This is a genomic window from Bradyrhizobium sp. CCBAU 65884, from assembly GCF_028128835.1.
In the GTDB taxonomy this organism is placed as follows: Bacteria; Pseudomonadota; Alphaproteobacteria; order Rhizobiales; family Xanthobacteraceae; genus Bradyrhizobium; species Bradyrhizobium ottawaense.
This window is the reverse complement of sequence record NZ_LBJU01000008.1, coordinates 144,413-155,667: the sequence shown is the minus strand read 5'-3', so window position 1 is coordinate 155,667 and position 11,255 is coordinate 144,413. Positions and strand designations below refer to the sequence as shown.

Genomic DNA, 11,255 nt, shown 5'->3' with positions numbered 1-11,255 from the left:
CACCCGGGCTGGGCCATTCCTCACGGAACCAGGCCATTCTAATCCGGCGCGCTAATACAAGGGTGGGCAAAGGCGCATAGCGCCGTGCCCACGATCTCTCTCCAATCGGGACAATGGTGGGCACGGCGCGTTGCGCCTTTGCCCACCCTACGGCACCGAGCTAGCCCTCCACCCCGAACGTCAGCCCGGCATGATCCTGCAGCCGCTTGATCAGCTTGTGCTGCATCGCTGCGCCCGGGGTCCAGAAGCCGGCCGGAACGTCCGCGGCGTCGCGGAGCAGGCAGATCGCGCATTCGGAGATCATCTTCGAGGTCGAGCCGTAGCCGGGATCGCGGTCGCCGGTGACGCCGGCGCGGACCTGGCGGCCGTCCGGCGCGATCGCAACATAGAGCAGATTGAACAGACCGTTCTCGCGCTCTTCCTTCGACGGCCCCTCGCCCGGCTTCGGCGCATTCGGGCCGGTCTTCTCGGCATTGACCGCCATCACGCGCTTCGCGTTGGCCTCGCCCTTCTCGCCGGGACCGGTCAGGACCATCTCGTCGTAGACGAACTCGCGGCCGTAGGGAAAGCCCATCAGCATGTTGGAGCGATGGACGTTGCGGGTGTTGATCAGCGCCATCATGAACGGCGCGGCCCAGGATTGCAGATCCTCCTCGTAAGCCGCTCTGTTGCCTTTCGGCTGCTTCGGACCGGTAAATCCGGGCGTCAGCGCGAAATGGTCGTTGAGGATGGCGACGAGGCTGAGATCCTTGGCGACGGCATCGAAGGTCGCCTTCGCGCTCGCCGCTGTCCCGCCTGACAGCGTGCCGCGCATGTCGCGCACGCGGCCCTTGACGCGCGCAGCAGGCGCGCCGAACACGCGCCTCGCCTCTTCCTGCACGAAGAATGTGCCGAGCTCGAACGGCACGGAATCATAGCCGCAGGAAAACACGATGCGCGCGCCGCTCGCCTTGGCCGCCGCATCGTACTTGTCGATCATCTGGCGCATCCAGACCGGCTCGCCGCAGAGATCGAAATAGTCTGTGCCCTGTGCAACGCAGGCTGCGAGCAGCTCTTCACCGTAGAATTGGTACGGTCCGACCGTCGTGATCACCGATCTGGTCTGCGCCACCATCGCCTTCAGCGAGGCAGCGTCCGACGCATCCGCCACGATCAGCGGCGTATCCGCGGGCGCGCCGATGGCGTCGCGCACCGATTTGAGCTTGTCGAGGCTGCGGCCCGCCATCGCCCATGTCAGCGCCTTGTCGTCCTTGTAATGTGCCGCCAGATACTCGGCGACGAGCTGGCCGGTGAATCCGGTCGCGCCGTAGACGACGATGTCGAATTTCGCAGAGCTCATGACTGGCCTTTACTTCTTCGCGTAGCTCACGCCCATGCCGGAACGGACGTCGCTTTGAATGCCATAGGGCGGGATCGGATAGCGCAGGCCGTTCCTGGCCAGCGCCTTCATGCCTTCAATTGCCTTGGCGAGATGCGACGGCTTCAAGGCCATCAGCATCTCCTCGTCCGGCACGCCGCCATAGCGCCGTTCGGCATAGCATGGCAAGGACAGGCTGGGCTCCCCGGTCTTGAGCGCCCGCCCCCAGGAATCCGCGCAAGCCGTCTCGCCGACCACGCCCCATTCGAACTTCTTGTAGCCGGTATATTGCAGCCCGTTGATCAGGATGATCATCTGCCCCGGCGTCGCATAGACCAGGCAGATGTCGGGCGGATCGAGCCGGCCGCTGGCGAGCGGACTGACGGCGAGCGCCTGATAGTGTCCGAACGGAACCACGTCCAGCGCCTCCTGGCGCTTGCGCGCGTCCTCCGCCGTGCCGTGCCAGACCCCGACATAATTTTCGCCGGCGAGCCACTTCTCGTCCTGCGGCGCGAGCCCGATCACCGCGCGGCATTGCGCGCCGACAAGGTCATCGGCCGTGATGCCGACGGTCCAGCCCAGCCGTGCGGCCATGCTGACGATCTGGTCGGTGGTGTGGATCGCATTCGGCCGCCGGATTTTCGGGATCGCCTCCATCTCTGCCGCTTGCGCGAACAGCTTCATGCCGATCACTGTCGTCTTCAGCCGCAGCAGGCTGTTGAGATCGGCGACGAGGCCGCCAAGATCGATGCTGTCTGCACTCTGCTGTTGCATGGCTTCCTCCGGCCCGGCGATTGCGCCGTGTGTTCTTGTTTTACAGCTCTCGTTCTAGTCCTTGCCCGGTCCCGGAAGCAACTCGCCGGTCCTGCCCATCAGACGGTAGGCCACGAGGCCAATCCACTCGCGCACCGCGACTTCGGTTCGGCCCAGCCCGTCCGCGCCCATATTGGTGAAGGCGAAGAGATCGTCACGTCCGCCCATCCGCCAGTCCACGGGATAGGCCTCGACGTCGAATCCGGCCTTGCGGAAGATCCCCATCGAGCGCGGCATGTGGAAGGCCGATGTCACCAGAAGCCAGCGCTCGCCCGGCTTCGGCGCCACCAGCTCCTTTGTGAAGATCGCATTCTCCCAGGTATTGCGGGAATTGCGCTCGAGGATCAGGCGCTGCTTCGGTATGCCGAGATTTTCCAGGATCGGCGCGGAGTAGTCGGCCTCCTTCGCGTCTGTCGCGACCAGGTTCGCGGTCCCCCCGGTAAACACGATGCGCGCATTCGGATAGCGGCGCGCGAGCTCGGCCGGCGCAAACAGACGATCGGCGGCGTGCGCGACCACCGGCGTGCGATGCGCCGCCGACAGATCGGTGTCGACGGAGCCGCCGAGCACGATGATGCCGTCGGGCGCGCCGCGCGCAGGGTCCCACGCCGGAAAGCGCGACTCCAGCGGATAGATCAGGAGATTGCCGAGCGGCGAGAACGCCGCCAGCGCCAGCAGCACCAGCGTGGTCACGGCAAGCTTGCGGCCGAGCGCGGCAAAGCGCGTCGCCATCAGCACCAGCGACAGGATGCCGAGCTCGACCATGAAGTTGATCGGCAGCAACGCGGCGCCAAGCGTCTTGGAAAGGACGAAAAACAGGGGAGCCTCGCTGGAATGAACTGGCCGGTCCGCGCGGGGCTTGACCTGCCCGGCGATCTTCAGAAATCTTCTTGAAAGAGGATCGAACGCCGGGTCAAGCCCGGCCTGATGAAAGCGACCGGACGCGGCACATGACCCATCACCACCTGCATTCCAGCCCCAAAACCTGCCATTGGGGCTTCTTCGAAGCCGCGCTCAAGCCCGTGCTGACGATCAAAAGCGGCGACGAGGTGACGGTCGACACCATCAGCGGCGGCCCCGACATGCTGCCCGACCGCGACAAGTTTCACATTCCCCCCGAGATGTTCGAGGTTCACGCCAACAACGAGCGCATGCTGCCCGGCCATATCCTCACCGGCCCGATCGCGGTCGAAGGCGCCGAGCCCGGCGACGTGCTCGCGGTCGAGATCCTCGACGTCCAGCTCCGGCAGGACTGGGGCTGGAACATGATCAAGCCGCTGGCCGGCACCCTGCCCGACGATTTCCACGAGACCCGCATCCTGAACATCCCGCTCGACCGGACGCGGATGACCGGCCGCATGCCGTGGGGCCTCGACCTGCCGCTCAAGCCGTTTTTCGGCGTGATGGGCGTGTCGCCGCCCCCTGGTTGGGGCCGCATCTCCTCGCTGATCCCGCGCGCCATGGGCGGCAATCTCGACAACAAGGAGCTCGGCGCCGGCGCGACGCTCTATTTGCCGGTGTTCGTGCCGGGCGCGATGTTCTCCTGTGGCGACGGCCACGGCGTGCAGGGCGACGGCGAGGTGTGCGTCACCGCGATCGAGACCGCGCTGCAGGGCCGCTTCCGCCTGACGCTGCGCAAGGACCTGAAGTTCGACTATCCCCGCGCCGAGACGGCGACCCACTACATGACCATGGCGATGGATCCCGACCTCGACCAGTGCGTCGTACGCGCGCTGCGGGACATGATCGCGCTGCTCGGCGAGCGGCGAAACCTGTCGCGCGAGGATGCCTACACGTTGTGCAGCCTAGCCGCAGATCTCAGGGTGACCCAGACCGTCAACGGCGCCAAGGGCATCCATTGCATGATCGAAAAGGCGATCGTGCACGGCTGAGCCGGCCCGCACCTCCTGACCTGTCGACGCCACGCCGCCGCCGGGACTCCCGCGCGGCGCGCCTCGCCGCGTCTAATTTCCCGTGCGATTCCAACGTTCTGAGCATCAAGCTCAGCCTGCATTTGACTTCCACCCCCGAACCTAAATAGAGTCTTAATCGTTACTTTTATGTACCCGAGTAAGAGGCTAGCGTTCGCGCCATGGCCACCGAAAAAGCCGAGACTGACCGTATTCCCGTAACCTTGGCGCTCTCGACCATCACCTATTTGGAGAAGCTGGTGAGACAGGGCACCCACGGCACCAGCGTTCCCGGCGTCGCACGTACCCTGATCGAGGAAGGCATCCGTCTCGCCATCAAGGACGGGCTTTTGTCGATTCGCGACAATGGCAGGACGTGACCGCGCGCCGAATGCGAGGCGGACGGATCTCGGCAAGGCGGATGGCCACATCTGCAACCTGGGACCGTGACACATGCCTGTTCTCTCACCAACGTCTTCATCGACCTGTCCTGCGCCGACGTCTTCCTCAAGCAGTTATTCCGCGAGGACTTATTCCTCGAAAACCTGGACCGACGAGCGCATCGAACTTCTGAAGCGGCATTTCGAGGCCGGCCTCTCCTGCCGCGAGATCGCCGCCGACATCGGCGTCAGCCGCAACGCGGTGATCGGCAAGCTGTCCCGCCTCAATCTCACGCGCGGCCGCACCATCGACGAGCGCAAGGTTCAGGACAGGCCGGCGCGGGCACCGAGAGCCGTGCCGCGGCTGCAATACGAGATGCTCGCCACGATCTATGGCGAAACCGACGCACCCGTGGCCACAGGTCCGATCGACGACGCCAATCGCTGCTCGCTGATGGAGCTGGCCGAGAACCGCTGCCGCTGGCCGATCTCGACGCCGGGCGCCGAGGATTTCTGCTTCTGCGGCAACGCCGCGCCCGACGCTCAGCCCTATTGCGCCGGCCATAGCCGCCTCGCCTACCGGCCGAACTCACGCGCCCGCGTGATGCGCGGCTAGCATCTGTTTGACGCGTTCTCTTGACGCGAACCGGTATCCACTTCGCTCGAAAACGCTGTGCCTCCCAAAAACGAAAAACTTCCGGCGGGGCATCGCCGGAGGTTTCTGGAGGCTTAGCATGAAGCTAAGAGCCGCAACTTTCGTATTTGGCTGAGAGATATATAGCTTAGTAACTCATGTAAGTAAATAAATCGGGGCCGACGGAATCGCATAGCTCGTCTTCGCCTTCCGCACGGGCCATTCGGATTTCCGAAGGCCCTGCAAAAAAGCCCCGGCGGTGTCCCGCCGGGGCCGTGTCGGATCGCAAAAGACCTCGAGCTTACCAGTTGCGCTGGGCGCGCAGCAGCATGCTGTAGGTGTCCTGGTCCTTGAGCTCGTAGGTCGCCGCCGGCTTGGCGACGCCCGTCAGTGCTCCGGTCGTGATCACGCCCGAATACTTCTGGTCGAGATGGCTGTAGGTGAAGTCAGCCGAGAAGGTCAGGTTCTTCACCGGCGTCCAGCGGGTGATGACACCGACCTGTCCGATGTTGAAGTCCGGGTTGCAGGAGCCGGTCAGGGTGGCGAACGCCGCGCTGCCGCAGATCATGCTCTTCGCCGTGCCGCTGTAGTTGACCGCAGCCCACGCGCCGTACAGCGCCGTGTTCCAGTACGGGCTCCAGTTGTGGGTGAAGGCACCCCGGAAGCCGTAGGTCTTGGTCAGCTCGAGCTGGCCGCCCGGTCCGAACACCGCATCGGACACGCCGGCGAAGCCGATGCTCTGATAGGCGGCGTTCGAGCTGCCGAACATCGAGTAGCTGGTCGCGGCCAGCTCCTGGAAGTTGTAGCGGCTCGCGCCTTCGGTGTAGACGCCCGAGATGTTGATCACGTCGCCGGCGCCGGTCGGGATGTTCTTGATGCCCAACGCGAGCTGAACGGCCCAGCCCCATTTGTCTTCGGGATGACCGGTGGCTTCGGTCGCACCGTAATAGCCGACATGGTTGTCATGCGCGGCGACCGACGCCTGGAACAGGCCCCAGGCCTGGTCGACGCGAACCATGGCGACGAGGTCGGGCGAGCGGGTGCCGCCGATGTCGTTCGAGCCGTAGGCACCACCGAGAACGCCAGTGGTCGACATGCCGGCCGTGTTCCAGATGTTGGTCTGGAAGACCTGCGTCTGGTCCTGCGCCGAGAACGCGGCCGTCACACCTTGGCCGAAGTCGGCGGTGTAGGTGAACTGGGTCACGCCGTTGGTGGTGCCGCTGCCGCCGACGAGCTGGTCGAAATTGTTGCCGGGATAGTTGATCCAGGGCGCGTCGAACTGCGACACGGCCTTACCCATGGTGAAGCCGGCGAACTGGACGAAGGCGTAGTAGACGCCGAGCGCGCCGCCGGAGAGATTGCCGTCGGTGCCGTTGATGTTGCCACCGCTCGAGCCGGTGAGGCCGGTGCCGGCCGCGTTGAGGCCGATCGTGCCGCTGTACTGGGTCGCACCCGTGCCCGAACCGGTCCCGCCATAGCTGCCGGTCGTCCAGGTGAAGACCGCGTCGAAATAGGTGCGGACCACGCCGTACTCGGTCGCGGTGCGCGTGTCGATGTTGAGGTCTTCACGAGCGCGCATCGAGTAGTAGTTGGTGAGGCGGTTGTTGGCCGCGAACACGCCGTTGTACTGGGCGCTGTAATTGCCGCCGGCGTTGAGCGCCACTTCGGCACGCACATAGCCGCCGAGCTTGATGCAGGTGTCGCTGCCCGGGATGTAGTAGAAGCCCGCGCCGTACAGCGTGCAGATCTTGACGTACTCGACTGCCTTGGCCTTGACCGGAAGATCGGCCGCCTGGGCTCCACCGACGGCGATCAGACCCGCCGCAGTGCCGAGCAAAAGGCTCTTCACCAGTTTCATCTTAAAAACCTCCAAGTTGCTCATTTTACGGAGACCGGACCGTGAGGCCCCCCAATATCCCCGTCTCTATCAATCCGCTCGGCCGCTTTCGGACACACCCGCTTCGACGCGAGCAACGTCAGCGAACCACCTGCAACGGGACGATCGAGTACCCCCCACCGTCGCGCACCAATATGCCTGCGTCGTTCGCTAATCAAAATACTTTATTAAGTCAGCTTTCCGGTTTTCGCTAAGCCTGTGCCCCGCGCGCAACACCGGGACCAAGCCGATCGCTGAGCTGATCATCTTTGTAGTTTTAGTGACGAAATTACCCTGCCCTGCACTTGCGTCAGAGCAGGCTTGCGTGGACTATGGCCCTCCACGAACACCGGCCTGAACAATCGGTTCACGGGAGTGACGCTGTGTCCGCGACGAGGAAAGAAGGAGCGCGCCTGCGCTCGATCGGCAACCTGGATATCATCAGGCGCTTCACCTGGGAGATATCGTCGATCAACATGTATCTGGAGGAACTGCGTCAGTTCTGGGCGAAGACGCTCGGCATCAGCGGCCCGCAATGGCTGATCCTGATGGCCATCTCCGACCTCGACAAGGACGACGGCATTCCGGTCAACGTGGTCTCCAAGCTCCTCCACGTGGATCCGTCCTTCGTCACCACCCAGTCCAAGCTGCTCGAAAAGAAGGGCCTGCTCCGCCGTCGCCCCTCGCCGACCGACGCCAGGGTGGTCCGGCTGTCCCTGACCGACAAGACCCAGAAGCACATCGCAAGCCTCAACGAGCAGTACAAGACGATCCGCGAATTCGTCTTCCAAGAGTTCGACGAGAACGAATTGACGGAATTCACCGGCAAGCTCGCGACGCTGAAGAACCGCCTCCAGAAAGCCTGCGTCCGGATCTCACTCGACTTCTAAAGCGCGATGCGACCAGGATGAATCGTCATCGCGCTTCAGGTTGTTGTTTAAGCATGATCTTTTCGGAAAACCGCTGCGCACTTTTCCGGATCATGCTTTAGGGCCCCGCGCTCAGATCCGCCGCGCGGCGGTGCCGAGCCGCGATTCGAGCCAGTCGAAGATGTATTCGTTGGCAAGGCTCGGATTGTCCGCATGGGCCTGCGCCGCGCCGGTCTCGGCCGCGCTGAACACCTTCAGCATGACATCCGAACTGGCGAGCCGGGAGTTCTCGACGATCTGACGCGCCCGGTCGGCCTTGAGCCAGCCGTCCTCGCCGAGCGTGATCAGCACCGGGCAGTCGGCGCTGGAGGCCATCAGCGGCGCATGCGGCACCGGCACGATGCTGACATCGCTCATCGCGAATCGGCTGGCAAAGAAGGCCCGCTCGTGCAGGTCCCACAGGCCGCCATCGCAGACGGCGGCGGCGAGCCGCGGCTCCTGCAACACCGCGCGCGCCACGAAGGACGAGCCCCAGCCGTCGGCGATGATCCCGACCCGGGCGAAATCGATGTCGCCGCGCGTCTCCAGATAGTCCATGACGCCGGGAATTGCGCTCTCGAGATCCCGGCGCCGCAACAGCGCGTCGAGATAGTCGTCGCGCTGGTCGCCGAGCAAATCGAGCGCCAGCATCGAGAATCCACGCTCGCGCGCATGCGGCACGAGCTTGAACAGGAATTCCTCCTTGCGATGGCCGGGCTCGCCGATGCAGATCACGGTCGGAGCCCGTCCGCTTCCCGTCGGCGCGGGAATGAAGTAGCCCTGCAACGCATGTCCGTCGAGCCAGGGGATGGTCACGACTTCGCCGGCGGGCCCGCGCGCCGCGAGATAGCGGCGGGCGCATTCCTGCATCGCGAGCACCGCAACCCAGCGGCGCTCGTCGGCCGGGTCGAGCGGCATCGCCGCCGCACCGTAGTAGTTCATGGCGCGCAGCCAGTTGCGCTGCGCGCTCGCCATGTGGCCTTCCGCGAACGCGGCCTCGGCGCGCTGCCGATTGGCCTGCGCCAGCTTCTTCCACTCGCGATGCCAGGACCGGTCGTCACCGCGCTTCAGCTGCCGCGCGATCATCAGGCATTCGGCGATCGTGGCGCCGCCCTCCTGGGCCGCGGTCAAGAGCCGCGTAAATTCAGCGGAGATGTCCTCCCGCTCCGGGCAAAGGATCCAGTCGTCGGAGAGGCATGCGGGAATCATCGGAGCTACGCTCTATCATCGCGTTATCCCCGATTGAGTAAACTATTTCAGTTTACCGACCAAGCAGCCGTGCACCGAATGAGAGCCGTTCGAGATCACCATCGCTTGAACGAAACGGCCCCCTCGCATGCGTGACATTCCAATTCGTCATGAGGCGACGAACATTGGCAGGAGGTGGCACGTACAATTACCTGCGCGCCTCTTGCCATGATGATTATCATACCTATATCGGCGCGCCTTTCGAGGCGGTCTCAACCGAGCCGCCAGCCGACCTCCTGCGTAAAGCTTTCGTAGAAGGCGCGGTCATAGGCCTGCTCCGGCGTGGCGCGCACGCGTTCGTCGAGTCGCTTGGCGTCCTCGCCGACGAGGATGCGCCAGCGCTCCGCCTTGACCCCGTCGAGAATGATCTTCGCGGCTTGCGCAGCCGTGGTCGGCGCATCCTCCAGGAAGCTGCGGGCGCGTTCGGCGAACGCCGCCTGGATGTCCTCGTCCGACATCTTGTCGGCATCCGGCACGCCGGCCGCGACCATCCGCTTGCGGGTCAGCGCGACCTCGTCGGCATTGAGCCGCTCCGATCCGTCGGCGCTCTGCACCTTGCGCGAGTTGGAGACGATCGAGGTGCCGATGTGACCGGGCATCACCACCGAGCATTTGACGTGCGGCGCATGCAGGCGGAGGTCGTTGATCAGCGCTTCGGTAAATCCCTTCACCGCGAACTTGGCCGAGCTGTAGGCGGTGTGCGACTGGTTCATGCCGATCGAGGCCCAGAAGCCGTTGACGCTCGCGGTGTTGACGATGTGGGCCTCGTCCGCCGCGACCAGCATCGGCAGGAAAGTGCGCACGCCGAGATAGACGCCGCCCCAGCAGATGTTGAAAGTGCGCTCCCACTGCTCGCGCGTGTTGGTGAACAGGCTGCCGCCGCCGCCGATGCCGGCATTGTTGAACAGCAGGTGGATCCTGTCGGTCTTCTGCTGCTCGGCGAGCTCGTCGCGAAAGCGCTTCAGATGATCCTCGATCGAGACGTCCGCGACATGCGTCGTGACGCGCAGGCCCTGCGGCAGCTTCTCGACCTCGCAGAGTCGCTTGGTCTCCGCCATCGCGGCCTCCGAGACGTCGCACATCGCGACATTGCAGCCTTCGGCCACGAGTTGCCGCGCGAGCTCGCGCCCCATTCCCGTGCCGCCGCCGGTGATGACTGCGATCTTTCCTGCGAAATTCTTCATGGGACTTTCGGCCCCTCCCTTGTCGGTATGTTTCTTCGTCATCGCGCACTCACTGGAGCGCGCACGAAATGTAGCAGCGCCGCATCCGCAAATGAAAGCGGATCGGCGATGCAATCTTCAGCATCAGTTATTTCGGCGCGCGGACTATTGGCCGTTCCGGTGCTGTTGCCACGCGGTCCGTGCATGTGAGGCAGCCTCGCCCGCGGCACATCCTTCGAGACGCCCACCGTTGGCGGGCCCTCAGGATGAGGACTGGGTGCGTGGCAGCAGCTTCAACGAGCACCGAAGTTCATCAGCCTCATCCGGAGGAGACCGCGCAGCGGTCGTCTCGAAGGACGAGGCGCTTGCTCGGCCATCGCCAGGATGCACACGCGATAGCCCGGCCGTTGCGAGAGAGCGCCCGCGTCGCTGCCGCCACAGTCGGGCAAAAATGCCCGGTTCCCGTATTTGTCCGGCTTCGGTTTATGGGCAATTTTTTTACAATCCGAATCATCAAATGGGCTCCGGACGCTGGGTCGAGTCGGCCAGGCCAGCGTGTTGTTTGCGTGTCACAGGCTCTGGCACTCCGCTTGCATCCTCTTCGTGGTCTGAAACTACCGATGAGGTGACAGGAATGTTCGTGACCGTCGTTGCCGTGCTCTGCCGGCTGAGTGCAGCCAGCTCAGGCAGTTGCATCGAGGAAATCGTGACCGACAGCAACATGACGCCCGAGATGTCGATGATGCAATGTGCGATCGGCGCACAGGCGCCGCTCGCGAAATGGATGGGCGAGCATCCGATCTATCACGCCAATTGGCGCCTGGATCGGTACAAATGCGTGCCCGGCCATTACGAGATCAAGGGCCACGCCTAAGGCCCCGCAAAACTACTGATCCGAGGAAACGCCCGGGGGCCGCCGTGCCCTCCGCGCGAGCACCGTCAGCGCCAGCCCCATCGAGGCGGCGC

Annotated in this window: 11 protein-coding genes; 5 read left to right on the top strand and 6 right to left on the bottom strand. The window is 64.1% G+C overall.

What is annotated here, in order from left to right; genetic code table 11:
• Nucleotides 1-160: 160 nt before the first annotated feature.
• The 3 genes from XI03_RS01500 to XI03_RS01490 are packed head-to-tail and all read right to left on the bottom strand — an operon-like array spanning nt 161 to nt 2,953.
• A complete protein-coding gene (locus XI03_RS01500; protein WP_271591083.1) occupies nt 161-1,339 on the bottom strand; it encodes a saccharopine dehydrogenase family protein in 1,179 nt (392 codons plus the stop codon).
• A 9-nt stretch (nt 1,340-1,348) separates the two neighbouring features.
• Nucleotides 1,349-2,131: a DUF169 domain-containing protein gene (locus XI03_RS01495; protein WP_271591082.1), complete on the bottom strand. Its 783-nt coding sequence runs from the start codon at nt 2,129-2,131 to the stop codon at nt 1,349-1,351.
• A 54-nt stretch (nt 2,132-2,185) separates the two neighbouring features.
• Entirely contained in the window at nt 2,186-2,953 is a 768-nt protein-coding gene (locus XI03_RS01490) for a YdcF family protein (RefSeq protein ID WP_271591081.1), read from the bottom strand.
• A gap of 167 nt (nt 2,954-3,120) precedes the next feature.
• Between XI03_RS01490 and XI03_RS01485 the strand changes: the two genes are divergently transcribed.
• The 3 genes from XI03_RS01485 to XI03_RS01475 all read left to right on the top strand — a co-directional run bounded on the left by XI03_RS01485 (nt 3,121) and on the right by XI03_RS01475 (nt 5,076).
• The gene (locus XI03_RS01485; RefSeq protein WP_271591080.1) at nt 3,121-4,062 is read left to right on the top strand and encodes an acetamidase/formamidase family protein; all 942 of its coding nucleotides are present in this window, start codon (nt 3,121-3,123) and stop codon (nt 4,060-4,062) included.
• Between the two features lie 200 nt (nt 4,063-4,262).
• On the top strand, nt 4,263-4,460 hold the full coding sequence (locus tag XI03_RS01480) for a hypothetical protein (protein WP_007603456.1): 198 nt from the start codon (nt 4,263-4,265) through the stop codon (nt 4,458-4,460).
• Nucleotides 4,461-4,533: 73 nt separating this feature from the next.
• Nucleotides 4,534-5,076, top strand: coding sequence for a GcrA family cell cycle regulator (locus XI03_RS01475; RefSeq protein WP_271591079.1), 543 nt, complete (start codon nt 4,534-4,536; stop codon nt 5,074-5,076).
• Nucleotides 5,077-5,395: 319 nt separating this feature from the next.
• Here XI03_RS01475 and XI03_RS01470 read toward each other — a convergent pair whose 3' ends face one another.
• The gene (locus XI03_RS01470; RefSeq protein ID WP_038948780.1) at nt 5,396-6,952 is read right to left on the bottom strand and encodes a porin; all 1,557 of its coding nucleotides are present in this window, start codon (nt 6,950-6,952) and stop codon (nt 5,396-5,398) included.
• 401 nt (nt 6,953-7,353) lie between these two features.
• On the opposite strand from XI03_RS01470, the gene XI03_RS01465 reads away from it, so the two are divergent.
• Nucleotides 7,354-7,860: a MarR family winged helix-turn-helix transcriptional regulator gene (locus XI03_RS01465; protein WP_026202299.1), complete on the top strand. Its 507-nt coding sequence runs from the start codon at nt 7,354-7,356 to the stop codon at nt 7,858-7,860.
• 111 nt (nt 7,861-7,971) lie between these two features.
• Here the strand turns inward: XI03_RS01465 and XI03_RS01460 are convergent, their stop codons facing one another.
• Together XI03_RS01460 and XI03_RS01455 are read right to left on the bottom strand one after the other, a co-directional pair.
• On the bottom strand, nt 7,972-9,087 hold the full coding sequence (locus XI03_RS01460; protein WP_212477221.1) for an alpha/beta hydrolase family protein: 1,116 nt from the start codon (nt 9,085-9,087) through the stop codon (nt 7,972-7,974).
• Nucleotides 9,088-9,338: 251 nt separating this feature from the next.
• Nucleotides 9,339-10,310, bottom strand: coding sequence for an SDR family NAD(P)-dependent oxidoreductase (locus XI03_RS01455; protein ID WP_271591086.1), 972 nt, complete (start codon nt 10,308-10,310; stop codon nt 9,339-9,341).
• A 613-nt stretch (nt 10,311-10,923) separates the two neighbouring features.
• On the opposite strand from XI03_RS01455, the gene XI03_RS01450 reads away from it, so the two are divergent.
• Entirely contained in the window at nt 10,924-11,163 is a 240-nt protein-coding gene (locus XI03_RS01450) for a hypothetical protein (protein ID WP_007611067.1), read from the top strand.
• The last annotated feature ends 92 nt before the right edge of the window (nt 11,164-11,255 follow it).